General features: G+C 61.2%; 18 protein-coding genes and 3 pseudogenes. 8 read left to right on the top strand and 13 right to left on the bottom strand.

Annotated elements, in window-relative coordinates:
- Positions 1-49: 49 nt before the first annotated feature.
- Both udk and apbC read right to left on the bottom strand, forming a co-directional pair.
- Complete coding sequence (gene udk / locus C2U37_RS19715) at positions 50-694, bottom strand: uridine kinase (RefSeq protein ID WP_010674731.1); 645 nt, start codon at positions 692-694, stop codon at positions 50-52.
- Positions 695-802: 108 nt separating this feature from the next.
- Positions 803-1,885, bottom strand: coding sequence for an iron-sulfur cluster carrier protein ApbC (gene apbC / locus C2U37_RS19710; protein WP_104452933.1), 1,083 nt, complete (start codon positions 1,883-1,885; stop codon positions 803-805).
- Positions 1,886-2,070: 185 nt separating this feature from the next.
- Here apbC and metG point away from each other — a divergent pair, with 185 nt between their 5' ends.
- The gene (gene metG / locus C2U37_RS19705; protein ID WP_104452932.1) at positions 2,071-4,104 is read left to right on the top strand and encodes a methionine--tRNA ligase; all 2,034 of its coding nucleotides are present in this window, start codon (positions 2,071-2,073) and stop codon (positions 4,102-4,104) included.
- 74 nt (positions 4,105-4,178) lie between these two features.
- Here metG and C2U37_RS19700 read toward each other — a convergent pair whose 3' ends face one another.
- The gene (locus C2U37_RS19700) at positions 4,179-4,910 is read right to left on the bottom strand and encodes a CHAD domain-containing protein (protein ID WP_104452931.1); all 732 of its coding nucleotides are present in this window, start codon (positions 4,908-4,910) and stop codon (positions 4,179-4,181) included.
- A 12-nt stretch (positions 4,911-4,922) separates the two neighbouring features.
- Positions 4,923-5,195 (bottom strand): acylphosphatase, encoded by a 273-nt coding sequence (locus C2U37_RS19695; protein ID WP_010674727.1) that lies wholly within the window; start codon positions 5,193-5,195, stop codon positions 4,923-4,925.
- A gap of 85 nt (positions 5,196-5,280) precedes the next feature.
- On the opposite strand from C2U37_RS19695, the gene C2U37_RS19690 reads away from it, so the two are divergent.
- Together C2U37_RS19690 and C2U37_RS19685 are read left to right on the top strand one after the other, a co-directional pair.
- On the top strand, positions 5,281-6,711 hold the full coding sequence (locus C2U37_RS19690; protein ID WP_104452930.1) for a methyl-accepting chemotaxis protein: 1,431 nt from the start codon (positions 5,281-5,283) through the stop codon (positions 6,709-6,711).
- Positions 6,712-6,894: 183 nt separating this feature from the next.
- The gene (locus tag C2U37_RS19685; RefSeq protein ID WP_104452929.1) at positions 6,895-8,088 is read left to right on the top strand and encodes a class I SAM-dependent methyltransferase; all 1,194 of its coding nucleotides are present in this window, start codon (positions 6,895-6,897) and stop codon (positions 8,086-8,088) included.
- A 486-nt stretch (positions 8,089-8,574) separates the two neighbouring features.
- Here the strand turns inward: C2U37_RS19685 and C2U37_RS19680 are convergent.
- Positions 8,575-9,218 (bottom strand): annotated as a pseudogene (locus tag C2U37_RS19680) (glutathione S-transferase family protein).
- A 259-nt stretch (positions 9,219-9,477) separates the two neighbouring features.
- Between C2U37_RS19680 and C2U37_RS19675 the strand changes: the two are divergent.
- The 4 genes from C2U37_RS19675 to C2U37_RS19660 all read left to right on the top strand — a co-directional run bounded on the left by C2U37_RS19675 (position 9,478) and on the right by C2U37_RS19660 (position 13,840).
- Positions 9,478-10,689: an acyltransferase family protein gene (locus tag C2U37_RS19675; RefSeq protein ID WP_104452927.1), complete on the top strand. Its 1,212-nt coding sequence runs from the start codon at positions 9,478-9,480 to the stop codon at positions 10,687-10,689.
- 348 nt (positions 10,690-11,037) lie between these two features.
- Complete coding sequence (gene selD, locus C2U37_RS19670) at positions 11,038-12,075, top strand: selenide, water dikinase SelD (protein ID WP_041211415.1); 1,038 nt, start codon at positions 11,038-11,040, stop codon at positions 12,073-12,075.
- Entirely contained in the window at positions 12,072-13,202 is a 1,131-nt protein-coding gene (gene mnmH, locus C2U37_RS19665; protein WP_041211414.1) for a tRNA 2-selenouridine(34) synthase MnmH, read from the top strand. The genes selD and mnmH overlap by 4 nt, the downstream gene beginning before the upstream one ends.
- Positions 13,196-13,840 carry an MBL fold metallo-hydrolase gene (locus C2U37_RS19660; RefSeq protein ID WP_104452926.1) on the top strand — a complete coding sequence of 215 codons (645 nt, stop codon included), beginning with the start codon at positions 13,196-13,198 and terminating at the stop codon, positions 13,838-13,840. The genes mnmH and C2U37_RS19660 overlap by 7 nt, the downstream gene beginning before the upstream one ends.
- On the opposite strand, the gene C2U37_RS19655 is transcribed toward C2U37_RS19660, so the two are convergent.
- The 8 genes and pseudogenes from C2U37_RS19655 to C2U37_RS19625 form a co-directional block, all read right to left on the bottom strand.
- Positions 13,816-14,625, bottom strand: a complete 810-nt coding sequence (locus C2U37_RS19655; RefSeq protein ID WP_223954981.1) for an HD domain-containing phosphohydrolase — start codon at positions 14,623-14,625, stop codon at positions 13,816-13,818. The genes C2U37_RS19660 and C2U37_RS19655 overlap by 25 nt on opposite strands.
- Positions 14,626-14,672: 47 nt before the next feature.
- Positions 14,673-14,816 (bottom strand): annotated as a pseudogene (locus C2U37_RS25170) (two-component system response regulator); the annotation flags it as partial.
- Positions 14,813-17,970, bottom strand: a pseudogene (locus tag C2U37_RS25310) (response regulator). The pseudogenes C2U37_RS25310 and C2U37_RS25170, both read right to left, overlap by 4 nt.
- A 204-nt stretch (positions 17,971-18,174) precedes the next feature.
- The gene (gene rplY / locus C2U37_RS19645; RefSeq protein WP_010674717.1) at positions 18,175-18,462 is read right to left on the bottom strand and encodes a 50S ribosomal protein L25; all 288 of its coding nucleotides are present in this window, start codon (positions 18,460-18,462) and stop codon (positions 18,175-18,177) included.
- A gap of 163 nt (positions 18,463-18,625) precedes the next feature.
- A complete protein-coding gene (locus C2U37_RS19640; RefSeq protein ID WP_104452925.1) occupies positions 18,626-19,456 on the bottom strand; it encodes a hypothetical protein in 831 nt (276 codons plus the stop codon).
- A gap of 71 nt (positions 19,457-19,527) precedes the next feature.
- Positions 19,528-23,427 carry an ATP-dependent RNA helicase HrpA gene (gene hrpA, locus C2U37_RS19635; protein ID WP_104452924.1) on the bottom strand — a complete coding sequence of 1,300 codons (3,900 nt, stop codon included), beginning with the start codon at positions 23,425-23,427 and terminating at the stop codon, positions 19,528-19,530.
- 189 nt (positions 23,428-23,616) lie between these two features.
- Positions 23,617-24,039: a CBS domain-containing protein gene (locus C2U37_RS19630; protein ID WP_010674714.1), complete on the bottom strand. Its 423-nt coding sequence runs from the start codon at positions 24,037-24,039 to the stop codon at positions 23,617-23,619.
- A gap of 83 nt (positions 24,040-24,122) precedes the next feature.
- Positions 24,123-25,193 carry a helix-turn-helix transcriptional regulator gene (locus tag C2U37_RS19625; protein WP_104452923.1) on the bottom strand — a complete coding sequence of 357 codons (1,071 nt, stop codon included), beginning with the start codon at positions 25,191-25,193 and terminating at the stop codon, positions 24,123-24,125.
- Between the two features lie 406 nt (positions 25,194-25,599).
- On the opposite strand from C2U37_RS19625, the gene C2U37_RS19620 reads away from it, so the two are divergent.
- On the top strand, positions 25,600-26,922 hold the full coding sequence (locus C2U37_RS19620) for a YjiH family protein (RefSeq protein ID WP_104452922.1): 1,323 nt from the start codon (positions 25,600-25,602) through the stop codon (positions 26,920-26,922).
- The last annotated feature ends 27 nt before the right edge of the window (positions 26,923-26,949 follow it).

Raw genomic sequence — 26,949 nt, 5'->3', positions numbered from 1 at the left:
GACAAAAGATTCATTAAAAAAAGCCGGGCATCACCCGGCTTGTTTTCTCTCAACCAATCAACATATGGCGGATACGCGCCTTGAGCATGTCGATGGCGATGCGGTTCTTGCCGCCACGGGGCACGATCACGTCGGCATACTGCTTGGACGGGTCGATGAACTGCATGAACATGGGACGCACAGTCTTCTGATACTGCTTGAGCACGGAGTCCATGGTACGACCGCGCTCCTGCACATCGCGCACCAGACGGCGCAGCAAACAGATGTCGAGCGGGGTATCCATGAAGATGGAGGCGTCCATCAGTTCGCGCAGGCGGCTGTCGGTCAACAGCAGTATCCCTTCGAGGATGATGACACGGCGCGGTGCAAAGGTAGTGACCTCGGTCATGCGCGTGTGCTCGGTATAGGAGTACTGGGGGATGTTGACCGCCTCCCCTTGCGTCAGCTGGGTCAGATGCTGCACCAGCAGATCGTGATCCAGGGCATTGGGGTGGTCATAGTTGGTCTTGACCCGCTCTTCCATGGTCAGGTGGGTCTGATCACGGTAGTAGCAATCCTCGGTGATCACACCAATCTGACCCGCTCCCAGCTCGGCCACCAGCTCTTCATAGATGGTTTGGGCGATAAGACTCTTGCCGGACGCGGATGCACCAGCAATACCGATGATCACGCAGGAATGTTGAGTATCAGACATTGAAAATACCTAAAGAGAAGAGCACTGGGGATTGTTTAAACCGATCCATTATATGAAAAAGGGGTGGCCATGCCCACCCCAAATCCGTCCCCCTTGGCCGAACGCCGATTATTCGTCCAGCGCCACCGTGTAGAGCGGGGTCGCAATCGGTTTTGCGCTGAAATAGAGCTCGGCCCCTACCCGGCGAGCCAGTTTCAGGTAAGTCTGTGACAGCTCGCCATCCGGCGCACCGAACACGGTGGGGCAGCCTTCATCCATGTGCTGGCGAATGTCGATATGCAGCGGCAACTGACCAAGCAGCGCCACGTGATACTGCTCCGCCATCTTCTGGCCACCGCCGGTACCGAACAACGGCTCGTGATGCCCGCAGGCACTGCAGACGTGGTAACTCATGTTCTCGACGATGCCAAGCACAGGCACATTGACCTTGTTGAACATGGCGATCCCCTTGCGGGCATCTGCCAGCGCCACATCCTGGGGCGTCGTGACGATCACCGCCGCCGTGGTGGGCACCTGCTGGGCCAGCGTCAGCTGGATATCGCCGGTGCCCGGGGGCATGTCCACCACCAGGTAGTCCACCTCGCCCCAGCGGGTCTCGTGCAGGATCTGCCCGAGTGCCTTGCTCGCCATGGGACCGCGCCAGATGGTGGCATCCTGCTCGGCCACCAGATAACCGATGCTGTTGCTCTTGATGCCGCAGGCCATCACCGGCTCCATCAACTTGCCATCAAAGCTGACAGGGCGCTCCTTGAGGGTCCCCGTCATGGTCGGGATGGAGGGGCCATAGATGTCCGCATCCAGCAGGGCGACCCGCGCCCCCTCTTTTTGCAGTGCCAGCGCCAGGTTGACCGCGGTAGTGGACTTGCCCACCCCTCCCTTGCCGGAGGCAACCACCAGGATATTGCGGATCCCCTGTACCGCCGCCAGTTGCTGCGCGCGGGGCATGCTGGCCACGTCTATCTCCCCCGTCCAGTCGATGCGGGTCGCGCCGGTTGCGCTGCGCAGCCGGGCATCGAACTCCTCTTTGATCTGTTCAAACAGGGACTGGCCGGCAAAGGGCAGCACCAGCGTGATGGCCAGGGTCTGTTCGTGCCGCTCGACGGTACGCACAAAACCGGCCGCGACCAGATCCTTGCCCCATCCTGCCGGCTTAAATTCGGCCAGGATCTGTTTTACTGAATCAATCACCATTAACTCCCCATTATGTTGTCGTTATGCTGAGGTGAACGGTTACCGCACATAAATCAGTGGCTTGCCGACGTCATCGTGATGCCGCCAGTCAGGGCACCGGGGGCCACAACCCTAGGCAGGCCGCCCCCAATTCGGGTAACATGCACGGCACTGTATCATCCCAACAGGCACATAAAGAACGTATTATGGCAACTGATCCTCGTAGAATGCTGGTAACCTGCGCCCTCCCCTATGCCAACGGCTCCATCCATCTCGGCCACATGCTGGAACACATCCAGGCCGATATCTGGGTTCGTTATCAGCGAATGCGTGGCCATCAGGTGCATTTCGTCTGTGCCGACGATGCCCACGGCACGCCCATCATGCTCAAGGCGCAGCAGATGGGGATCTCGCCGGAAGAGATGATTGCCGCCGTCTCCCAGGAGCACCAGGGGGATTTTGCCGGTTTCAACATCAGCTTCGACAACTACCACTCCACCCACAGCGACGAGAACCGCGAGCTGGCGGGCGTGATCTATGGCCGCCTCAAAGAGTCCGGCAAAATCAAGATCCGCACCATCTCCCAACTGTTCGATCCGGAAAAATCCATGTTCCTGCCGGATCGCTTCGTCAAGGGCACCTGCCCCAAGTGCAAGTCCCCCGATCAGTACGGTGACAACTGCGACAGTTGCGGCGCGACCTACAGCCCGACCGAGCTGATTGATCCGAAATCCGCCGTCTCCGGTGCGACCCCGGTGATGAAGGACTCCGAGCACTACTTCTTCGACCTGCCCCAGTTCGAAGCCTGGCTCGCCGACTGGGTGCGCGGCTCCGGCGCCATCCAGGAAGAGATGGCCAACAAGATGCAAGAGTGGTTCGAAAGCGGCCTGCAGCAGTGGGACATCACCCGTGACGCCCCCTACTTCGGCTTCGAAATTCCCGGTGCCCCCGGCAAATACTTCTATGTCTGGCTGGACGCCCCCATCGGCTACATGGCGTCGTTCAAGAACCTGTGCAACAAGCGCGGCGACATCGACTTCGACAGCTACTGGAAAGCGGACTCCGACGCCGAGCTCTATCACTTCATCGGCAAGGACATCGCCTACTTCCACTGCCTGTTCTGGCCGGCCATGCTGGAAGGCGCGAACTTCCGCAAGCCGACCAAGGTCAACGTGCACGGCTATGTAACCGTCAACGGCGCCAAGATGTCCAAGTCCAAGGGCACCTTCATCAAGGCGTCCACCTATCTCAAGCATCTGGATCCGGAGTGCCTGCGTTACTACTACGCCGCCAAGCTCAACAGCCGCATCGACGATCTGGACTTGAACCTCGAAGACTTCGTCTCCCGCGTCAACGCCGACGTGGTCAACAAGCTGGTCAACCTGGCCTCTCGCAACGCCGGCTTTATCGCCAAGCGTTTTGACGGCAAGCTGGCCACCACCTGCGCCGAGCCCGCACTCTACGCCGAGTTTGCCAACGCCAGCACCAGCATCGCCGAAGCCTATGAAGCGCGCGAATTCAGCCGCGCCATCCGCGAGATCATGGCACTGGCCGACAAGGCCAACCGCTATGTGGACGACAAGGCTCCCTGGGTCATCGCCAAGCAGGAAGGGGCGGATGCCGAACTGCAAGCCGTCTGCTCCGTCGGCATCAACCTGTTCCGCGTGCTGATGGCCTACTTGAAGCCCGTCATGCCGCAACTGGCCGAGCGCGCCGAAGCCTTCCTTGGAGAAACCCTGACCTGGGATGGCATCGCCGCCCCTCTGGTCGACCACGGCGTCGCTCCCTTCAAGGCACTCTTCTCCCGCATCGAGTCCGCCAAGGTGGATGCCATGGTGGAAGCGTCCAAGGAAGATCTCGCCAAGGAGCAGAGCAAGAAGCCGGCAGGCCCCCTGGTGGACGATCCCATCAGCGAGACCATCACCTACGATGACTTTGCCAAGATTGACCTGCGTGTGGCGCTGATCAAGAAAGCCGAAGCGGTGCCGGAAGCCGAGAAGCTGCTGAAGTTGCAGCTGGATATCGGCGGCGAAACCCGTCAGGTGTTTGCCGGTATCAAGTCTGCCTACAACCCGGAAGATCTGGAAGGCAAGCTGACCGTGATGGTGGCCAACCTGGCCCCGCGCAAGATGCGCTTTGGCATGTCCGAAGGCATGGTGCTGGCGGCAGGTCCGGGCGGCAAGGATCTCTGGATCCTCGAGCCCCAGGAAGGTGCCCAGCCGGGCATGCGCGTGAAGTAATACGCCCCTTCCCGGACAGTCCCAATGAAAAGAGAGGCCAATGGCCTCTCTTTTTTTACCTTGTGGGGTGCTTACTACCCGCTCTGCAGCAATGCCATGCGAAGGGCGACCAGCTCCGCCTGATGGCAATCCAGTTGCAGTAGTTGGCAGCGGATCTCTGTTTTCAGGGCTCGCCGTTGCTGGCCTCGCCCCGTTTCGCCCCCAAGGCGTCTGAGCCATTGGCGCCTGTCCTGCAATTGCCCAAGCCGCTCCTGCCAGCTCACCAGCATGGACAACCAGGCCGGATCCCCTCCCCCCTGTGCCGTCAGCAGCTCCATCCCGTAGCGCGCCTGTTTCAGCACCAGACGCAGCCGGTGCCAGCACCGAAGTTTCGCCTTGGTGCCCATAGGAAGGGAGGTGGTCTTCGCCAGTGCATCCGACAGTGACAGCGCCAGATGCAGCCGAAACAGCGGCAAGAGATCGACATCGACGGGTACCTCTTCCAGTCGGGCCAGCCAACGGGCCAGCGGGCCGGTCAACAGGGGGACCCGTGGCAAGCGGTTCTGCCGAAGCGAGCCACCATGATGCTGCGCATAGACCTGGGCATCGCGCAGGGTGGAGAGCGTGCCGACAGCACGGGTCAATCGCCGCTCCAGCTCGGGCTCATGAATCAGGGGTCGCCACAGGGCGAGCAGCGCCAGCAGGCGGCGGGCCGCGATCCGGTAGGCATGCACCTCTTCCATCCCCTTGTGCTGGCGCAGTGCCAGGGTCGCCCCCCGATATTGCCCAACGAGCCGGTTGGCCTGCGCAATCCCGCTCTCCCCCATGAACCCTCCCGGCTAGTTGGTATGAAAACCGGTTCCGGTGGGTGGCAACGCCTGGGTGCACTCCATTCGGGTGACGGTGGCGGTTCGGGGCCCGTGCTCAAGCCAGCCCAGCATCATCTGTACCTTCTGTTCGGGACCGGCAATCAGGATCTCCACCGAGCCATCTTCCAGGTTGTAGGCATGCCCCCGCAGCCCCAGTTGCAGCGCCCGCTCCCGGGTGAAGTAGCGAAACCCCACCCCCTGAACCTGACCCCACACCCGCACGACAAACGATTGCTCTCCCATTTATCACACCTTTCCCTTAAGTAATTTTTCCCCGGGGCGATAATGAGCGCGACACTCTCTTCCCCTTGCAGGACGCAATACCATTATGAAAGAAGTAAAGTTTCGGTGGGTTGACCGTTATCTCATTCACCTCACGATCAGCGAGAAATTTCTCATCACCTTCTGGTGCCCCCTGGTGTTCATCGCCTTCCTCACCTGGTATCTGCTGGCCGACGGCCATGATCAGGCGATGCACCTCAGAGTGGATCAGCTAAAAGGGCGGGTCGAGACCACGGCCCAGCTGGTGAGCCAGCAGCCGACCCTTACCCTGCCCGCGGATCTCGTACTCACGCCTGGCGCCGCCACCGGCCTTAGCCAGCAGGGGGACATCTTTCGCTATGGCGCCAGCGCAGGTCAGGCGGGCGTCGTCTCCGGCACCCTGGATACGAGTCACTACGCCCTCTGGGATGGCCAGGGCACCACGCTCACCATCATCGCGGTGCTGGCCGCCCTGCTGGCCCTCATCACCCACTATCTGATGACCTTTGTCTCGGGGGCGCTCTACTCCACCAACAAGGCATTGCAGACGGTAGCGAACGGCGATCTCACCTTCCGGCTCAACTTCTTCCCGGTGCGGGACGAGTTCTCCATTCTGGCGGGCAGCATCGACACCTTCACCGACCGCCAGCACAAGATAGTGCAACTGGTGGAAGAGTCCGCCGATGCCCTTACCCTGGCCGCCGACGAATTTCGCGAGCATGCCAGCGACGGCGAGCAGCTTGCCCGCGCCCAGCGCCAGCACATGGACTCCCTGGCCGCCGCCATGGAGCAGATGTCCGCCGCCATCCGGGAAGTGGCCCGCAACGCCAACGACACCCTGCTGCAAACCCGCCAGTCCAGCGACGAGGCGACTCACGGGGCACAGCGGGTGGCACGCACCATCACCGCCATCCGCACCCTGGCAGACGAGATTGGCAATGCATCGGGCGCGGTCGAGCGGCTGACTCACAACGCCAATCGCATCAACGAAGTGGTCAACGTCATCAACGCCATCTCCCAGCAAACCAACCTGCTGGCCCTCAACGCCGCCATCGAGGCCGCCCGGGCTGGTGAACAGGGACGCGGCTTTGCGGTGGTGGCCGACGAGGTGCGCACCCTCGCCAGCCGCACCCAGCAGGCCACGGTGGAGATCCAGCAGATGATCGAGGAGCTCCAGGCCGGGACCGGGGCGCTGAACGACATCATGGAGAAGACGGTGGGGCGCGCCGCCGACAGCCAGCAGCTCATCACCGAGGTGGGCATGGACATCGAGCGGCTCAGCAACCACAGCGATGCGGTGCTGGAGATGAGCACCCAGATCGCCACCTCCAGCGAAGAGCAGAGTTCGGTGGCAGAAGAGATCACCCGCAACCTCGACAAGGTGCGCCACGAGGCAAGCCGGGTGGAGGAGTCCGCCAGCGCGGCGGTCGCCGGCACCACCGGCCTCAAGGGAACCGCCAGCGAACTCGGTCAGGCGCTCACCGGCCTGCGGATCTGACCACTCCGGCAGGCCATCGTCCAGATGGCCTGCCATGTCTGGGCCAGGCGCTGGGGACGCGCGAAACAGCCCGTCCGACCCTGACCGCGTGAGGATGCACGGATCCCGGTAGACGCGGCTTGCGTGCCTACCCTCACAGCCCCTACTATATGCCCCCTTCTTTTCTACCATCGGCAACTACCCATGAGCGCTTCCATCTATCTCGTCAAAGGCCGCGAAAAATCCCTGCTGCGTCGCCACCCCTGGATCTTCTCCAAGGGCATTGAACGGGTGCAGGGCAACCCCGTTGACGGCGATACCGTCGAGATCTTCACCCATGACGGCAAATGGCTCGCCCGTGGCGCCTGGTCCGGCAGCTCCCAGATCCGTGCCCGGGTCTGGACCTTCGACAAGGATGAGAGCGTCGATCTCGACTTCTTCATCCGTCGCCTCAAATATGCGCAGGAGTCCCGTGACGGGCTCATCAAGCGTCAGGGCCTCACCGGCTATCGCCTCTGCGCCGCCGAATCCGACGGTCTGCCGGGTCTGACCATCGACCGCTACGCCAATTTTCTGGTGTGCCAGATCCTCTCTGCCGGTGCCGAGTTCCAGCGCGAGCTGATAACGCAAGCCCTGCGTACCCTCTACCCCGAGTGCAGCATCTATGAGCGCTCCGATGTGGCAGTACGCAAGAAGGAAGGGCTGAAGGAGCGCACCGGCGTCATCCATGGCGAGACCCCGACCGACCCCGTGGTCATCGAGGAGAACGGCGGCGTCAAGATCCTGGTCGATATTCGTAACGGTCACAAGACGGGTTTCTATCTGGATCAGCGGGATAACCGCCTTGCCGCAGCGAAATACACTGAAGGCAAGCGGGTGCTCAACTGCTTCTGCTACACCGGCGGTTTCGGGGTCTATGCCCTCCAGGGCGGTGCCAAGGAGGTAGTCAACGTCGATCTCTCCCAGAATGCGCTGGACATCGCCCGCCAGAACGCCGAACTGAACGGTCTCGATACCAGCAACACCCAGTTCGTGCGTCACGACGTCTTCAAGCTCTTGCGCGAATATCGCGAGAAGGGCGAGAAGTTCGATGTCATCGTGCTGGACCCGCCCAAGTTTGCCGAGAGCAAGGCCCAGCTGCTGGGCGCCTGCCGCGGCTACAAGGACATCAACATGCTGGCCTTCCAGCTGCTGGCGCCGGGTGGCGTGCTCTTGACCTACTCCTGCTCCGGCCTGATGGAGCAGAGCCTGTTTCAGAAAATCGTCGCCGATGCGGCCCTCGATGCCGGCCGTGATGCCCAGATCCTGGAGCTCCTCTCCCAGGCATCCGATCACCCCATCGGCACCGCCTATCCGGAAGGCTTCTACCTCAAGGGGCTGGTAGTGCGCGCCCGCTAAGCCGAGCAGACCAGTGCAGCCCCTTGTCCCCGGTTTCATTTCAGATCCCGGCCAGGGCTGGGTCTGGCAAGCCATCAAAAAGCCCGCGATCAAAGCGGGCTTTTTTTATGCGGCCGCCAAAGAGATAACCTCCCCCCGACTTTGCCACCAACAGCGATTGCTGCCCCCATCCCTCCTCTTCGACTGACGACTGCCATCCTCAATCAAGAGTTGCCGCATCGTTAACCCGATTCTCATCTCTCTTTCACCCAAGACATGGCATACACAACCCGCCAGCAGAGACATTCCCGGCATTTGCTTTATGCAAAATCATGAAATATTACGCATCAACATTCAAAAATCCTCGGGGAAATATCAGCCATAAACGCATACCCACTCATCCGAATGAATATTGCTGTTTTCCCCTGCAATGGATCACGCCATGCCCCTGTCCGCCTCGCACATTGCCTGGGGCGGCAATGCCCCGCCTACCACAAGTCATCCCGCTCAATCACGCGCCGGCGCGCCCAGCGGGAAGTAGTGTCGAAATGGCCTCGCCTCCTCCACCACCCGCACGATGGAGGGATGATTGAGCAGACGGGCGCGATAGGCACGCAGACGGCCATAGCCAGCCGGGATCTCGTGGGCCCAGTCGGCGTAGAAGAGCGAGGGGGCGGCGGCGCAATCGGCCAGCGTGAAGTCTGCGCCGGCAATCCAGTGGCGTCCTTCCAGTCGCGGATCAAGCCAGGGGTAGATCTGATTGAGCAGCTCGCGGGCCTCCGCTACACCATAACGGTCGCGATCCGCGACCGGGCGCAGCGCATCCAGCACCACTTTTTGCATCGGCGTCATCACATAGTTGTCGAAGACGCGATCCAGCATATGCACCTCCAGACCCGCATCGCCAGGCGGGATCAGGCAGACGGGGCCCGGGTGGTGCACCTGCAGATGGGCGACGATGGTGCTGCTCTCGAGGATGCAGCGACCATCATCCAGCAACACCGGGAAGCGCTTGAGTGGCCAAAGGGCGGCAAGTTCGGCGTTGGCCGCCGGCTCTTCGAGGTTCCGGTATTCGAACAGGGTGGCATTCTCGTAGAGAGCGATCAGCACTTTCTGGCTGTAGGACGAAAAGGGTGGGCATAGAATTTCATGGGGATGTTCCTGACGCTCAGAGGGATGACTTCCCTAGTCTAGATCCCCTCTCTATTTTCGATGCGTCCCTATCCCATGCTGGTTTTGGGATGATAAACGCCCATTCATGACGGCAATAACACCCGTATGGATCTCTTTTAGGTAGGGTGATCCCGCCTGTGGCCGCCAAGCCGGGGCAGCCGACTCATCAGGGTTGATGAGCGGCACCACAACAAAAATTGATGTCAGGCCAAGCTGAACATCATCAAGGATCCCGTCATGAATCAATCATTGCCGCTGTTGACGCCGCTGCGGGGCATCGCTGCCCTGATGGTGGTGCTGTTCCACGCCCGCTTGCTACTCTTCCCCCAGTGGATGGAGTCGATCGCCGGCCACACCCGACTCATCGAGAACGGCTACCTCTGGGTCGATCTCTTCTTTATCTTGAGCGGGCTGGTGCTGGCCCATGTCTATGGGGAGGCCTTCGCCCGCACGCCCCGCACCATTGGTTATGGCCGCTTCCTCTGGCTGCGGCTGACCCGGGTGTATCCCCTCTACCTGGTGACCCTGCTGCTGGTTGGCTGGGAGCTCTACAAGGCCCACCACGGGATTGGCTTCTACGCCGGCCCCCTGTTCAAGATGTGGGAGTGGGAGGGGATGCCTCCTTTTGGTTCCCCCTTCACCCCCGCCGAGGCACTGCCAAGCGCCTTCCTGCTGCTGCAGGTGGTAACGGATCACGGATTGACCTGGAACTTCGCTGCCTGGTCGCTCAGCGTGGAGTGGATAAGTTATCTGCTGTTTCCATTGCTCATTCCCCTCGCCGTCACCCGCAGCCGCTGGAGCAACCTCGCCCCCTTGCTGGCCTTGACGGTGCTGGCCTTGACGGTGCTGGCCTTGACGGTGCTGGCCTATATCGTGCACAGCCGGGGTACCCTGGATGTCACCAGCGGCGCGCTGGCCATCGGGCGCGGGGTGAGTGAATTCGTGCTCGGCCTCTGGCTGCTGCCCAAGGTGAAGGCTGCCCGCCAGTGGCCCATGATGCAGCAAGATCTGCCGCTGCTGCTCGCCTTTCTGCTCCCCTTCGCACTGATGCAGTTCACCATGACGCCGTTGTTGACCCTGCTACTGATCAGCGCCTACGTGTTGCTGATCTGGATTGCCGCCGCCCAAGGGGAGCGCCAGAGCCCGCTGCTGCGCCTCCTGGACAACCGCTTCACCAACTGGCTGGGGGATCTCTCCTACTCCATCTACCTGCTCCACGCCCTGGTGTTGCTCACCGGCTGCGAGCTTGTCCACTCTCTGGCGCCGGGGCTCACCGCGTGGTGGTACGCCCAGACCAACCCCTTGCTGGGGGTGCTGGCCACCCTGTTGATGCTCGCCGTGCTGATCGGGCTCTCGGCGCTGAGCTACACCCTGCTGGAGCGGCCGCTGCAACGGCGACTGCGCCGGCTAGGCAAGGCGCCCCAACCAGTGATGGCGCAAGCTGGCTAGTTTCCGTCGCCACATGCTGCCCCGATGCAAGACCGGCACGCCGTCGGGGCGGCTCAAAGTGGGACTAGCCTGAGCAAGGCGAAGAGTACGGCTCTTTTTGAACCCGACAATCCCCTTCGCTTTGTGTCAATTCCAGTTCGAATCAAGAGGGCCATCTGTGGCATAATGGCCCGTCCTGTGGTCCTCGGCGGGGCTTCGCCGGCGCATCCTTGCCCTCCTCCCGTCCTGCCAGGCAGCCTGACATCACTGTGTTCACAGGCCGCCAGGGCCACCCTATTTTTGCGCGCACATTTGACGGTGCCACAGCAGTTATTGGCACACGCAAGTCTGCCCACACAAGGGGAAAGCATGTCTTCCATTCGTCTGACCCAATACAGCCACGGCGCTGGCTGCGGTTGCAAAATCTCCCCCAAGGTGCTCGACACCATCTTGAAGAGCCAGATCCCGGGCTTTGACGACCCCACCCTGGTGGTCGGCAACAGCAGCAAAGATGACGCCGCCGTGGTCGATATCGGCAACGGCCAGGGCATCGTCTCCACCACCGACTTCTTCATGCCCATCGTCGACGATCCCTTCACCTTCGGTCGCATCGCCGCCACCAATGCCATCAGCGACATCTATGCCATGGGCGGCAAGCCCATCGTCGCCATCGCCATCCTCGGCTGGCCCATCAACACGCTGGCGCCGGAAGTGGCCCAGCAGGTGATCGACGGCGGCCGCCAGGTGTGCCACGAGGCGGGTATCTCGCTCGCCGGTGGCCACAGCATCGACGCCCCCGAGCCCATCTTCGGTCTTGCGGTGACCGGTATCGTGCCACTCGACGCCATCAAGCAGAATGACACCGCCCAGGTGGGCGACACCCTCTATCTGACCAAACCGCTTGGCATCGGCATCCTCACCACAGCTCAGAAGAAGGGCAAGCTCAAGCCCGAGCATGAGCAACTGGCCCCGGATGCCATGTGCACCCTCAACAAGATTGGCCAGCGCTTCGCCGCCTTACCCGGCGTGCACGCCATGACCGACGTGACCGGTTTTGGACTGGCAGGCCACCTGCTGGAGATGTGCGAAGGTTCCGGCGTCAGTGCCCGTCTGGACTTCAAGACGCTGCCGCTGCTGGACGAGGTGGATTATTACCTGAGTGAGGGCTGCGTACCGGGCGGTACCCTGCGCAACTTCGACTCCTATGGTGACAAGCTGGGCACCATGGATGATCGCACCCGCAACATCCTGTGCGACCCGCAGACCAGCGGCGGCCTGCTGGTAGCCGTCGGTAAAGAAAGTGAAGCCGAGCTCCTTGCCATTGCCGCACAGGCAGGGCTGACCCTCTCTCCCATCGGCCAGTTGCAGGCCCGCACCGGCAACCAGTTCATCGAGGTTGTCCAATGAGTGCCCTGCCACTGGCCACGGATTACGCCCGGATCTTTCTGGATGAGGTTCCACTCATCGATCTGCGCGCCCCCGTCGAGTTCAAGGAAGGGGCCTTTCCCACCGCCGTCAGCCTGCCGCTGATGACTGACGAGGAACGTGCCCGGGTCGGTACCTGTTACAAGCAGGAGGGACAGGCCGCAGCCATCACCCTAGGCCATCAACTGGTAGGTGGCGCGGTGCGCGCCGCGCGCATGGAAGGCTGGCTGGCCAGGTTGCGCCAGCAACCCGACGCCCTGCTCTACTGTTTTCGCGGCGGCCTGCGCTCGCAAACCGTACAACAGTGGCTGGCCGAGGCCGGCGTCACCCGCCCCCGGGTCGCGGGCGGCTACAAGGCGCTGCGCCACTTTCTCATCGACACCCAGGCGAAGGCCAGTGCAGAGTGCGACTGGACCGTGCTGACCGGCATGACCGGCTCCGGCAAGACCCACATGCTGGCGCACATCACCCAAGCGGTGGATCTGGAAGGGCACGCCCGTCACAGGGGGTCGTCGTTTGGCCAACTGCCGGGTGGGCAACCCGGCAACATCGACTTCGAAAATCGGCTTGCCATCGAGCTGCTTCAGCGTCGCAACCGGGGGGAGTCACAGTTTGTACTGGAAGACGAGAGCCGCCTCATCGGTCGCTGCGCCCTGCCACTCAACCTTTATGAGGCCATGTGCCGGGCTCCTCTGGTGGTGGTGGAGGTGCCGCAGGAGGCTCGGGCCGAGCAGATCCGCACCGATTACGTGCAGGATCTCTGGCTGCGCTATCTGGAGTTCCATGGGCCAGATGCAGGCTGGCCGCTGTTTGCCGGCTACCTCACCGACGCCATGGCCAGGCTCAAGCGCCGACTCGGTGACAAGGATTATCGCGAACTCGATGGGCTGTTGCAGGCCGCCCTCAGGGAACAGGCCCAGAGCGGGGACACCCGCGCCCATCTGGTCTGGATCAGACTGCTGCTGACTCGCTACTATGACCCCATGTACCGCTATCAGCTGGACAACAAGCGCGAGCGGATCCTGTTTCGTGGTGACAAGGAGGCCTGCCTCGCCTTCTTCGCCAAACGCTCCCCCCTTCAGACCCCTCAGGAGAGTCCCACATGTTGAAGTTCGAGGTGATCCCGGTCACCCAGTTCGCCCAGAATTGTTCTCTTATCTGGTGTGACGAGACCCGCCAGGCTGCCCTCGTCGATCCCGGCGGCGAGGCGGACAAGCTGCTGGCCGCCATTGCCAAACGGGGGCTGACCCTCACCCATATCCTGCTGACTCACGGCCATCTGGATCACGTGGGCGCCGCCGCGGAGCTGCGCGAGAGAACCGGTGTCGCCATTACCGGCCCCCACAAGGAGGATGCCTTCTGGCTCGATATCCTGCCCCAGCAGAGCCAGATGTTCGGCTTTGCCCATACTCCGGCCTTTACACCGGATAGCTGGCTCGAACAGGGTGACAAGGTACAGGTTGGCAAATGCGAGCTGGAGGTCTATTTCTGCCCGGGCCACACTCCGGGCCACATCGTGCTGCTCTGCCAGGCAGAACGCCTCGCCTGGGTGGGGGATGTGCTCTTTGCCGGCAGCATAGGCCGCACCGATTTCCCGCGCGGGGATCACGGGACGCTGATCAAGTCGATCACTGAGACCCTGCTGCCGCTCGGGGATGAGATCGTCTTTATTCCGGGCCATGGCCCGAGCTCCACCTTTGGTCACGAACGGGCCAGCAATCCCTATCTGAAACAGCCCATCTGGTAATCCCCCCGCTCCTCGCGGGCATCCCATTGCGCCTTGAGGCGCAAGATCTCCGGCATGATCTCGAGAAAACGGGAGAGCAGCCGGGGATCGAAGTGCTGGCCGGAGCCATCGCGCATGGTAGCCAGCACCCGGTCCAGGGGCCAGGGCTCCTTGTAGGGACGACGCACGCTCAGGGCGTCAAAGACGTCGGCGATGGCCACTATCCGCGACGCCTCGGGGATCCCCTCGCCGGTCTCGCCGGCGGGATAGCCCGAGCCGTCCCATTTCTCGTGGTGGTGCAGGGCAATCTCCGCCGCCATGCGAAAAATGGGGGCATCGGATCGCCTCAAGATCTCGTAACCGATACGCGGGTGACTGCGCATGATGACCCACTCCTCCTCGGTGAGGGGGCCGGGCTTCTTGAGGATGTGATCGGGGATACCAATCTTGCCCATGTCGTGCATGGGGGCCGCAAGCTCCAGCAGATCCGACTGCTCCGGGCTCCAGCCCGCCGCATCAGCCAGGGCCCGGGCGTATGCGGCCATGCGCCAGATATGCACCCCCGTGTCGGTGTCGTTGTAGTGGCCCGCCTCGCTCAGCATGACGATGGCGGTGCGATAGCTGCACTCGAGCTGATCGAGGCGCACCAGGGAGAGATGATTGCGCACCCGGGCACGCACCGTGCTCGGACAGACCGGCTTGTAGATATAATCCACTCCGCCCGCCTCGAACCCCTGGCTCTCGCTGTCTGCGTTGTCGCTCGCGGTGATAAAGAGCACCGGGATCCCGGCATGAGCCGGCGGCACACCTCGTAACCATCCATGTCGGGCATGCGCACGTCCAGCAGGATAAGTGCCGGCTCATGACGCCCCACGGCGGCCAACCCCTCCTCTCCCCCTTTGGCAAAGAAGAGGTTGTACTCCTCCTTGAGGATTTGCCGCAGCAACCCGAGGTTGCTCGGCTCGTCGTCGATGATCAGCACGCGCGGTCGACTCATGGCGCAGGTTCCTCCCGATCCTCCAGATATGCCTCCAGCTTGCGGGTGGCGAACGGGATATCGAACAGCTCCAGGGCTGCGCTTATCTCGCTCACCAGTTCACAAGGCAGGTGACTCCTTGCCTGGCTCAGCGCAGGCTCAATCAGATCCAGATCCTCGCTCACCAGGGCCTGATGCAGGGCGTGCAGGCAGACCTCCCGCGCCTCCCCCAGGGCCAGCGGGGAGCTGACCGCGCCCGGCATAGGTATCGATGGAGTGTTGCGCCCGCTCTAGGGCCTCGAGGAAGGGCGCGATAAGCTGGCTGGTGTCGCCACCCTGCTCGATGGCCTCGTTCAACTCGGCACTGATACGCGCTACATCGGTGAGTGACAGGCTGCCCGCCACCCCCTTGAGCTTGTGGGTCAGGCTCGCGGCCGCATCGGTCTCGTGCTGGGCGATATAGTCCGGCAACACGGTACCAACCGTCATGTAGTCATCGCGAAAACGCCGCAGGTATTTAAATAGACCGAGGCTTCACCCCAGTTGCGCAGTCCGGTATCGATATCGATGCCGGCCACCGGCTCGTGGGTGAGTAGTTCGTCGCTCACGGTGAGCGGCAGGACAACATCCGGCAGATAACGCAGCAAGGTCGCGATGAGCTGCTCCACATCGAGCGGCTTGGCGATGAAGTCGTTCATGCCAGAGGCCAATGCCGCCTCCCGCTGATCCTTGAATACCCCTGCGGTGAGAGCCAGCACGGGAGTCTCCTCCCGCCCCGGCAGCAGGCGCAGGCGACGGGTCGCCTCGTAGCCATCCATCACCGGCATCTGCACATCCATGAGCACCAGATCGATGCGCCGGGCCGGATCTGCCAGGCAGGCCAGGGCTCGCTCCCCGTCGATGGCGGAGATCACCTCGGCCCCCTCCCGTTGCAGCAAGCGGGTCGCCACCTCCAGGTTGATGTCGCTGTCATCCACCAGCAGTATGTGCACGCCCGGCAAGCGCAGACGGCGCTGGCCACTCTCAAGGGGCTCCACATGCTCGCGCTTCTCGTGGATGAGACGCGCCACCGCATTGTAAAGACTGGAGCCGGTGACTGGTTTGTGCAGCACCAGATCCACCTGTTCCGAGCCGGGGCGGTGCATCAGTTCATCCTGGGAATAGGCGGTCGCCATGATGATGATGGGTGAACGCTCCTGCTGCTCGAAGGCGCGGCGAATGGCCAGGCAGGTCTCGAGCCCGTCCATGCCCGGCATGATCCAGTCGAGCAGGATCACGTCGAAACGCTCCCCCTGGCGCAGCAGATGGTGCAACGCCTGCTCACCGGATTCCACCACCCGCGACTGCCATCCGAGGGAACCCACCGTCATCGACAGGGCGTCGCGGGTCACCTGATTGTCGTCGGCGATGAGCAGCGCGATGTGCTGCAGACGCTCGTTCAAGGCCTCGGGCCGCTCCACCTGCTCCAGCCGGACGCGGAACCAGAATTCGCTCCCCTTGCCAAGCTCGCTGGTGACGCCGATGTCCCCCCCATCAGGTTCACCAGGCGGCGACTGATGGTCAGACCAAGCCCGGTGCCCCCGAAGCGGCGACTGGTGGAGGAGTCTGCCTGGGAGAATGCATTGAAAATGTTGGCCTGCTGCTCGGGGGGAATGCCGATCCCGGTGTCGCGCACCCGAAACAGCAAGGTGGCCATGCCGTCTTGCTCTGATTCCAGCACAACCTTGACCTCCACCTCGCCGCGTTCGGTAAACTTGATGGCATTGCCGGTCAGGTTGAGCAGCACCTGCTCGAGGCGCAGGGCGTCCCCAATCAGATGGGAAACCGGCTCGGGGGCACTGCTCACCACCAGTTCGAGGTGCTTCTGGCCAACGCAGGTGGACATGATGGCCGCCACGTGATCGAGCACCTCTTCGAGACTGAATGGCACCCGCTCAAGCTCGAGCCGACCCGACTCAATCTTGGAGAAATCAAGGATGTCGTTGATGATCCCGAGCAGCGCCTGCCCGGCCTGGTGGATTTTGCGCACCAGGGCATGCTGACCATCGTCGAGCCCTCCCTGTTCGAGCAGGTAGGTCAGCCCCATGATGGCGTTCATGGGGGTGCGGATCTCGTGGCTCATGTTGGCGATGAAATCACCTTTGACCTGTGCCAACCTGGCCGCTTCCTGCTGGGCCAGTTGCTCCTTGTGCCTGCTGCGCACCAGTGCAGCCACACCGGCACCAAACAACAGCAGCAGCACGGCGCTGGCGGCCAAGATGATCCCCCAGATATGAGTGCGAATGGCCTGCAGCTCGCTGTGCGGCACCAGGGACGCGGCTTTCCAGATCAGCTGATCATGATTCTGTGCCGGGTACAGGGTGGTCCAGCTCCAGAGTCCGTCGGCAGACTCCATCTGGCCGTTTGATGCGTCCCAGAACGCCTGCCAGGCCTGGGGAGAAGTCTGCTTCAGAGTCAGATCCGGGCGCTCGAGCATGAAGCCCCACTCCCGGGATGGGTCCGGGCTGCGCAGCCAGTATCCGTCCTGGTTGAACAGCATGATGTGATCGGCTGCCTTGCCGCGGTTGTCGGCAAACTCCTTGAGCATACGGGCAGCCTGGACGTTGATTAGCAGCAGACCAAGATCACGTCCCCCAAGGCGCAGACGCTTGGCAATGCGGATCATGGGGTTGAAGGGGCGATCGATCACCCCGTGTTCAACGTTGAGATCGAGCGGCGAGACGTAGACCCGCTCCCAGGGCAGCGCCATGGCATCGCGAAAGTAGTAACGCTCCCCCTTGTTCTGCAACTGGTCGTCCGTCACACGCCACAGACGCTGGCCCTGGCGATCGATGCGCACCCGCTCCATGCCATCCGGGGCAAGCCAACGCACCTGGGCATAGTCGGGATTGCGGTTCAGCAGGATGGTGAACTGGACGGCCAGGGTGTCACGGTCATTGCGAGCCGCCGCTTCGAGCAGGATGGGTTCTTCCGACATGCTGCGCACATGGCGCAGCGGCACCGCCAGCTCGCCGTCAAGGCGGCCGCTGGCAAGCGCCAGGAAGGTGTTCTCATCGCTGCGAACGCGATAGAGTTCGCGCTCGATCAGTGCATTGCCCAGCAGATAGCCACCTGCCAGGACCAACAGCAGAATAGGTGAAAACAGCAGGATATATGTCCGTACGATTCCTTTCATAACGGTCAACATCGCCCCGAAAAATGGACTTGCCCGAGTACTTTTTGAACATCAGAGCACCACAACACGTGTCCTGCTGTCAATCATGCCTTCAAGTAAAGACCAATAGTGCTGTTTGAGTATTTTATTTTCCCGGAAAAAATGCTGTAAAAACAAAGAGGCCACCCGATTGGGTGGCCTCTTCACAGGAAAGTTCGTTGTCGATTAGACGCGAACGAAATCCAGGTGAACCAGCTTGTAGCGCACCGGGTGACGCTGGATAGCTTTCACGTTCACTTTGACTTCTTCACCGTTGATGACCAGGGTCAGCTCGGAGGAGTAGAACTCCGGCTTCTCTTGGGCCAGGATCAGCTTCTTGTGGTCCAGGGTAACGGACACGGCTTCTTTGCCTGCACCGTAAACGATGGCAGGAACCAGGTCAGCATGACGCAGGCGGCGGCTCGCACCTTTCCCCAGGTCAGAACGGACTTCAGCTTGGAATACGAAAGACATAGTGATTATCTCTTTTAAGATGAATGTATGGTGTTGACTGCGACCGGTCAGCACCTCGCAAAACGAGCGCGAATACTAGCACGGGCCCGGAGGGGATACAAGGAAAGAACCCGCGGCACTCTTCTCTAGGCAAAAGGCACTCCACCACGCCTCTCGCCATCCCCTAACGCCCCTGCTCCAGACGGGCAAACTGCTGCTGTCGCTGGGCCGGGCTCAGGGCATCGAATTGCGCCAGGGTCTGCGCTGTGGGGCAATAGAGGCGCAGCCCGGCCTGCACCTGGATCCCTTTGGCCATCCTGTCACGATTTTCCTGCACCAGCGCCAGCAGATAGCTGTAAGTATCCGAACCGCCGGCCTCCTTTGACTGAAGCTGGCTTGCAATACGCCACAGGGTCTCTCCCGCCGCCACCTGATGACAAACCCGCGATGCCTCTCCTGCCGCCGTGGCGGAAAGAGTCAGGGTCGCCTGCTCAGGGGCAGAATCTGCGGTGGCCATGGGCTGTGCATCTCCCCGCCTTGCCAAGGCCTGTATGGGGACCTGCCCCCCAAGCCGTGCGAGCAAGGGCTCCCCCAGGGGCATCCGCGCCTTCTTCTCCCGAGGCAGGGAGAACTCGGCGACAAAGGCGACAGCGCCCGGGACTTCGAACGAGAGGGCCGAGGAAGCGGCTTGCTGTACTAATTGGTGGGGCGCCATGCCATAGGCCATCTCATCGATGCGCTTTAGCCTGGCCAGGTAAGCCTTGGAGAGCTGGGCCTCCCCTTCGAACAGATCGAAGGGGGGCACCAGCCGGGCAGGAAAGAGGATCTGCCAGCGGCCATTCTTCTTTCTCTGTTCAAGTGGGGGAAACTGATTGCCCCGCCAAGCCGCAAAAATGGACGGCACGGGGCGCTGCACCGGATAGAACTCCGGGTTGAGCTGCACCCAGGTTTGTTCCGCAATGGGTTGATACCCGCTGATGTTGACCAGTGCCACCCCCAACCAGATCCCCAGCATATGACGGCCTCCCTTCCCTTTGGCGTCCCGTTGCTTTCACACTATGGCTCAGAAAACAGATAGATAGCAGCTTAGCACTGGGCAATGGCGCTCTGCACCCGTTTATCCGAGATGGGGTATGGCGTCCCCAGTTGCTGGGCGAAGAAGGAGACTCGCAGCTCCTCGATCATCCAGCGAATATTGGCCACCTCGGTGGGAATAAGCTGGGATTTGGGGATCTTGGCGAGCAGTGCCTTGTACTCCGACTCAACGCTGTGCACCTTGAGCATGTAGACCCGATCCCGGTTGGGATCGATGGCCAGCTTCTCGAGGCGCCGCTCGATGGCCCGCAGGTAGCGCAGCAAGTCAGGCAGCCGTTGCCAGCCGGTCTCGGTGACAAAGCCCTTGTGGATCAGGTTGCCGAGCTGCTGCTGGATGTCGGACATGGCAAAGGCAGTGTCGAGCTGCATCTTGCCCTTGAGCCGTTTCTTGATCTCATGGGAGAGGGTCAGCACGGCTTCCACCTGCTTGGCAACCTCCACCACCGCATCGTTGAGCTCGGCGCGGACATACTCCTTGAGCGCCTCAAAGCCGGCTTCGTCCCACGCCATGCCGCCGTGCTGCTCAATCAGCTTGTCACAGCCACAGGCGATGCAGTCGTCAATCAGCTCGGCCACCTTGCCAAACGGGTTGAAATAGAGCCCGAGCTTGGCCTTGTTGGGCAGCTTTTCCTGCAGGTACTTGATGGGAGATGGCACGTTGAGCAGCACCAGCCGACGCTGGCCAGCCCACATCAGCTGCTGCTGCACCACCGGACTCTCCACCAGCTGGATGGCGACCGAATCCTTCTGATCCACCAGGGCCGGATAGGCTTTCACCTCGAACCCACCGCGCTTCTGACTGTACTCCTGGGGCAGCTCGCCAAAGCTCCACAGGGTGAGGCCAGACTGCTCGATATCGTCGTCCGCCACTTGCGACAGGGTCTCCTGCACCTTGCCGCGCAGCGACTCTTTCAATGCCTCCAGATCCTTGCCTTCCGCCACCTTCTTGTGCTTGTCGTCCACCACACGGAAGGTGAGTTTCAGGTGATCGGGCACCGCAGACCAGTCCCAGGATTCACGGGGCACGGTCACGCCGGTCATCCGGCGCAGCTGACGCTCCATCTCATCCAAGAGCGGCCCCTGCTCGGGGTTGATGCTGGCGAGCAGTGCATCGGCATAGTTCGGCGCAGGCACGAAGTTCTTGCGCATCGGCTTTGGCATCGACTTGATGAGAGCGACGAGCAGCTCGTGACGCAGCCCCGGGATCAGCCACTCGAACCCCTTCACCTCCACCTGATTCAGGAGCGGCAGCGGGATATGCAGGGTCACGCCATCCGCCGCCTCCCCCGGCTCGAACTGGTAGGTCAATTTCAGCTTGAGGCGCCCCTGCTGCCAGAAGTTGGGGTAGTCGAGATCGCTGATGTGGGCCGCATCTCCCTTCATCAGCATCTCTTTTTCGAAGTTGAGCAGCTCGGGATCCCGCTTTTGCGCCTCTTTCCACCACTTGTCGAAGTGACGGCTTGATATCACATCCTCCGGCAAGCGAGCATCGTAGAAGCGGAACAAGTCCTCGTCATCCACCAGAATGTCGCGACGACGGGACTTGTGCTCCAGCGCCTCTACCTCGGCCAGGAGCTTGCGGTTGTCGCTGAAGAAACGGTGACGGGTCTCGAAATCCCCCTCCACCAAGGCGCGGCGGATAAACAGCTCGCGGCACAACGCCGGATCGATACGGCTGAAGTTGATGGTGCGCTCGTTGACCAAGGTCAGACCATAGAGGGTCACCTTCTCCTTGGCCATTACGGCGCCGTTTTTCTTCGACCAATGTGGGTCGCTGTGGTGCAGCTTGATGAGGTGGCCTGCCAGCGGCTCCACCCACTCGGGCTCAATCTTGGCATTGATGCGAGCGTAGAGGCGCGAGGTCTCCACCAATTCTGCGGCCATCACCCACTTGGGCGGCTTCTTGAACAGACCCGAGGCCGGGAACAGGTGGAAGCGGCCGTTGCGGGCGCCGAGAAACTCGGGCTTTTCCAGATCCTTGTTGCCGATATGGCTCAAGAGGCCGGTCAGCAGCGCGCAGTGCACCGTCTTGAAGTCTGCCGGTTCCTGGTTGGCTTTAAAACCCAGCTCCTTGACCGTCTGACGCAGCTGGAAGTGAATGTCCTGCCATTCACGTACCCGCAGGTAGGAGAGAAACTCCTTCTGGCACATGCGGCGGAATGGATTGCTGCCAAGGCTATCCTGCTGCTCTTTCAGGTAATTCCACAGGTTAACAAAAGCGAGGAAGTCGGACTCCTTGTCCTCAAAACGTCTGTGCTGCTCGTCGGCGGCCTGCTTTTTCTCCATGGGCCGCTCGCGGGGATCCTGAATGCTGAGGGCGGCAGTGATCACCATCACCTCGCTCAGGCAGCCGGTCTGCGCCGCGCTGATCACCATCTTCGCCAGACGCGGATCAAGGGGAATGCGCGAGAGCTGGCGACCGGTCTCGGTCAACTGAAGTTTCGCTTCGCGATCGCCGGTGGCGGGCAGCTCACGCACCGCCTCCAGCTCTTTCAAGAGGGTCAGACCGTCCTTGATATGGCGTGACTCGGGTGGCTCGACGAAGGGGAACGCCTCCATATTGCCAAGGCCGAGCGCCAGCATCTGCAGGATGACCGATGCCAGGTTGGTGCGCAGGATCTCGGGGTCGGTAAAGGCGGGACGGCTATTGAAATCCTCCTCGGAGTAGAGGCGGATACAGATACCATCCGCCACCCGACCGCAGCGCCCTTTACGCTGGTTGGCACTGGCCTGGGAGACCGGCTCGATGGGCAAGCGCTGCACCTTGGTACGCCAGGAGTAGCGGCTGATGCGGGCCGTACCCGGATCGATGACGTAACGAATGCCCGGCACCGTCAGCGAGGTCTCCGCCACGTTGGTGGCCAGCACGATACGCCGACCGGCGTGGGGCTGAAACACCTTGTTCTGCTCGGCGTTGGAGAGGCGGGCGTAGAGCGGCAGCACCTCGGTATCGCGCAGGTTGAGCTTGCGCAAGGCATCGGCAGTATCGCGGATCTCCCGCTCGCCGTTCATGAAGATGAGGATGTCACCCAGCCCTTCGCGTGCCAGCTCTTCCACCGCATCGAAGATCCCCTGCAGTTCGTCGCGCTCCTCCAGCCCGTCGCTTTTATCACTGACGAGCGGGCGGTAGCGCACCTCCACCGGATAGGTGCGACCTGACACCTCGATCACCGGCGCCTTGTTGAAATGGCGGGAGAAACGTTGCGGGTCGATAGTTGCCGAGGTGATGATCACCTTCAGATCCGGGCGTTTGGGCAGCAGTTGCTTGAGATAGCCCAGAATGAAGTCGATGTTGAGGCTGCGTTCGTGGGCCTCATCGATGATGATGGTGTCGTACTGGGTCAGCATCCGGTCATTCTGGATCTCCGCCAGCAGGATACCGTCGGTCATCAGCTTGATGTGGGTCTGCTCGCTCACCTGATCGGTAAAGCGCACCTTGTAACCCACGTAGTGGCCAAGCTCGGACTCCATCTCCTCGGCAATACGGGCCGCGACGGTACGGGCCGCCAGACGGCGTGGCTGGGTGTGGCCGATGAAGCCCTTGACCCCGCGCCCGAGCGCCAGACAGATCTTGGGGATCTGGGTAGTTTTGCCCGAGCCGGTTTCGCCGGCGATGATCACCACTTGATGCTCTTCAATGGCTTTGGCGATCTCCCCTTGCTTCTGGCTGACTGGCAGATTGTCCGGATAGGTGACCTTGGGCACGCCCGCCAGACGGGACTGGTAGCGCGCCTGTGCCACATCCAGGTCAGCGGCGATGGTCTCGAGCACGGCAGCCTGCTTGGCTTCCGGCAGCTTCTTGACCCCGTGCAGTCGACTGGAGAGACGGCGGGCGTCGAGATTCATGCAGGCGGTAAGACGGCGGCGCAGCGCCTCGATAGAGAGAGACAAGGTACGAATTCCTTAAAAGAGTGCCCATCAAGGGCCATATCGATAGCTGGGGGAGATCCTAAAGAGCGAGGCAGGGCGGTGCAAGCCTTAAAGCGCCGCGCCAGCACATCAAGCCGGTGGCGTCATGACCGCCACGGATGGAAAGAGCAGGCCGGGGCCTGCTCTTTGAAAACAACCAGACAACACCGCTCAGACTCTGGCCTGATGCACGAAACAGGTGCCAAGCTGGGCGTGGATGGCCTGCATCACATTGTGGCGGTTGATGACCCCGAGCAGGCGCCCCTCCTCCACCACAGGATAGATCTTGGGCTTTTGACCCATCATCATCTCCGCCAGATCCAGGATGCTGGTGTCGGGGCCGACTGCCAGCACCTCCTTGCGCATCACATCCCTGACCTGGGCCACCTGTTCACAGTGGTAGGCCTCCTTGAGCATGACGGCGATGCAATCCTGCTCGGAGACCCAGCCAATCAGATGTCCCTGGCTGTCCACTACGGGGCCGCCCAACTGATGACTGTTGAGAAATTTTTCCACCGCCGCCTGTACCATCATCTCTGCGCTGAAGGTGATGGGCTTGGTCTGCATGTAGTCCTTTGCTTTGAGTGATTCCATGACGCTTTCCCCCAACGAGCCTCCCGAGGGGAGGCAAGAGCCGGGCACTATGTCCGGCTCACTCCAAGCATAGTCCGCATGGATCAGGAGATGGATTGCAGCAAGAGCAAGAGCTCGTTCTGGCTGTGGCAGTCGGTCTTCTTGAACACCCCTTTCAGGGTGGAGCGCACAGTTTCCACCTTGACACCGCGCAGCTCCGCGATGTCGTTGCTGCTGTAACCCTTGCTCATCAGCACCAGCAGCTCCTTCTCGCCAATGGTGAGGGGATAGAGGCTGGCCAGCGCTTCGATGTCGGGGTTGAAGGCGTGCTCGGGGTCACGCAGCACCACTTCCACATAGCGTTCAAAGCGGCTGAGTCCGCTCATCAGGGTGCATTGGACCAGCAGCGGACGCAGGTTAGGCTGACGGGGAATGGACATATAGGCGCTGGCGCCGGGCAGCAAATAGGCAAAGCCATTGAGGATCTCCTTGAGCTGGCGTTGCTGCTCCTTATTCTGCAAAGAGAAAATGCCATTGATGGCCCGCAATTCCACATTTTCATCGGCGATACGGTTGAAGGCCACATTGGAATAATGAATATACCCCTTGTCGTCTATGATGGCGCTGGGCTTATTATGGTTTTTCACCAGCTGTTGCAACTGATAGTTCTGGGTTTCCAGGGCCAGCAAGTTCCAATAATGGTGGCTCCAGGCCGCCAGTCCGGAATAGATTTCCGAGAGCGAGGTGAGGTCGCGACTGCTGAAATCATCTTGCGCTGCACCACGGTAACTGCACAGGCTGCTCAGCCCACGCCCTTTCACCAGGCAGACGCCGCCGGCGGCGAATTGGGCGCCGAAACTTGCCAGCAGGCCCACCGAGCTTGAAATGCTGTTGGCGCTGACGATCCCCTTGCACCCTTTATCCTGGTAATGGTTGAACCACACATCCTGGCGATGATGTTGCAGGTAAAACTGCTGCTGGGCCTCGGTCAGACCGCTGGAAAAAAGCTTTATTCCGTCGCTCTTGTCATCATCCCGCAATAAAAACAGGGATGAACTGCAGGAAACGTCGGCGCGAAATTGGTCCACGACGAGCTTAATGTCAGAATCATTAATACCGCACTCGTATAACTGGCTGATATAGGGCGATATCCTTTCTTTCTCTAATGCCTTCACACCCGAACTCCTAATTCTTATTTTTATTGAAGAGGCATCTTACTCTGCAATGGGATAGTCGAAAAGTAGTCAAATGAACAAAGGGTTTATGATTTATTCATAAATAGTCATGAATATAGGCTCATGAATGAATATGGCCAAAAAGGGTAAATAGCCGCTCATGTTTTTCCTGGCGCTGGTCGCTTACCGCCCTGTTTTGCCTCTTGATGTCTCACCACCTACTCGCCATCCCGACCCCTCTTCCCCCCAAGATCACGCTTTTCAATCTTGGGGTCATCTGCATCCACACCGATTCACATGTTGCATTTTGGTAGCTTTGGTGTTTCCATTTTGAGCTTCGAACGATATTGTATATACAAATCATCCCCTCAACGGAATTGAACCATGCGGATCACAAGGAGAGAAAATGGAACCTGAACACACGCTCACTGCACCGGCAGGATCAGGGACCGGCATCAAGCTGCTGCTGGCCAGTCTGCTTGGCATCGCCATCTTTTTCGTGCCCTTCGAGCTTGGCGGGCGCAGCACCATAGTGGTGGATCACCTGGCCGGCTTTCTGATTGCCCAGCGCCCCCTTGCCCTGACCCTCATTCTCTTGCTCATCGCCTATGGCGCCATCACCCCCTTGCTGGATGGCCGCTGGCGTGCCCGTCCCATCGACAGGGTATTGAGCCTGTTCAAGCTGCTCGGACTGGCCCTGGCCATTTTGTATGTCACAGACTGGGGCCCTGCCTGGTTGATGACCCCGGATCGCCTCCCCTTCCTGTTCGACAAACTGGCCATGTCAGTGGGTCTCATCGTGCCTATCGGCGCCATGGCCCTGACCTTCCTGCTCGGTTTCGGCCTGCTGGAATTCATCGGGGTGCTGATGCAACCCGTGATGCGCCCCCTGTGGCGCACGCCGGGTCACTCCGCCATCGATGCGGTCGCCTCTTTCGTCGGCAGTTACTCGGTGGGCCTGCTCATCACCAACCGGGTCTTCCTCGCAGGCAAGTACACGGTGCGAGAAGCCGTCATCATCGCCACCGGCTTCTCCACCGTCTCGGCCGCCTTCATGATCATCGTGGCCAAGACCCTCAACCTGATGGGACACTGGAACTTCTACTTCTGGTCCACCTTGGTGATCACTTTCGTCATCACCGCCATCCTGGCGCGCGTTCCTCCCATCAGCCGCCTGGCTCACCATGGGGAGACCGACGAGCCGCTACCGGCTGGCATGAGCCGCTGGCAGGCGGCCCTCACCTGCGGCCTGACCCAGTCCCACCAGGCAGATCCACTGCTGCGGCAATTGAAGGACAACCTCAGGGACGGTCTTCACATGGCCGCTGCCGTGGTGCCCACCATACTGTCCGTCGGTCTGCTGGGCCTGCTGCTGGCAAAGCACACTCCCCTGTTCGATCTGCTGGGCTGGCTGCTCTGGCCACTGACCTGGCTGCTGGATCTCGGCGAACCGCTCGCCACCGCCAAGGCCCTCTCTGCCGGTCTGGCCGAGATGTTCCTGCCCGCCATCCTGCTCAAGGATGCCGACCTGCTGGTGCGCTATGTCGCAGCCGTGGTTTCGGTCAGCTCGGTGCTCTTCTTCTCTGCCTCCATCCCCTGCATCCTGGCCACCCGGATCCCGGTGAGCGTGGGACAGCTGGTGGTGATCTGGCTGCTGCGCACCCTGCTTGGCATCCTGCTAGCCGCCTTGTGCGGCAGGCTGGCGCTGGCCCTCGGCTGGCTCGGTTGACCAGGGCTCATAAAAAAACAAAGCGCC

It is taken from the genome of Aeromonas sp. ASNIH1 (assembly GCF_002934285.1).
Lineage (GTDB): Bacteria > Pseudomonadota > Gammaproteobacteria > Enterobacterales > Aeromonadaceae > Aeromonas > Aeromonas caviae.
This window is presented reverse-complemented; position numbering and strand designations above follow the sequence as displayed.

Coding starts and splice junctions, on each gene's coding strand:
- C2U37_RS19640 (WP_104452925.1), bottom strand. CDS start 19,456: ATGCTGGGGATCTGGTTGGGGGTGGCACTGGTCAACATCAGCGGGTAT.
- C2U37_RS19690 (WP_104452930.1), top strand. CDS start 5,281: ATGAAAGAAGTAAAGTTTCGGTGGGTTGACCGTTATCTCATTCACCTC.
- apbC (WP_104452933.1), bottom strand. CDS start 1,885: ATGGTGATTGATTCAGTAAAACAGATCCTGGCCGAATTTAAGCCGGCA.
- C2U37_RS19660 (WP_104452926.1), top strand. CDS start 13,196: ATGTTGAAGTTCGAGGTGATCCCGGTCACCCAGTTCGCCCAGAATTGT.
- C2U37_RS19675 (WP_104452927.1), top strand. CDS start 9,478: ATGAATCAATCATTGCCGCTGTTGACGCCGCTGCGGGGCATCGCTGCC.
- rplY (WP_010674717.1), bottom strand. CDS start 18,462: ATGTCTTTCGTATTCCAAGCTGAAGTCCGTTCTGACCTGGGGAAAGGT.
- C2U37_RS19685 (WP_104452929.1), top strand. CDS start 6,895: ATGAGCGCTTCCATCTATCTCGTCAAAGGCCGCGAAAAATCCCTGCTG.
- C2U37_RS19700 (WP_104452931.1), bottom strand. CDS start 4,910: ATGGGGGAGAGCGGGATTGCGCAGGCCAACCGGCTCGTTGGGCAATAT.
- udk (WP_010674731.1), bottom strand. CDS start 694: ATGTCTGATACTCAACATTCCTGCGTGATCATCGGTATTGCTGGTGCA.
- mnmH (WP_041211414.1), top strand. CDS start 12,072: ATGAGTGCCCTGCCACTGGCCACGGATTACGCCCGGATCTTTCTGGAT.
- C2U37_RS19620 (WP_104452922.1), top strand. CDS start 25,600: ATGGAACCTGAACACACGCTCACTGCACCGGCAGGATCAGGGACCGGC.
- C2U37_RS19630 (WP_010674714.1), bottom strand. CDS start 24,039: ATGGAATCACTCAAAGCAAAGGACTACATGCAGACCAAGCCCATCACC.
- metG (WP_104452932.1), top strand. CDS start 2,071: ATGGCAACTGATCCTCGTAGAATGCTGGTAACCTGCGCCCTCCCCTAT.
- selD (WP_041211415.1), top strand. CDS start 11,038: ATGTCTTCCATTCGTCTGACCCAATACAGCCACGGCGCTGGCTGCGGT.
- C2U37_RS19695 (WP_010674727.1), bottom strand. CDS start 5,195: ATGGGAGAGCAATCGTTTGTCGTGCGGGTGTGGGGTCAGGTTCAGGGG.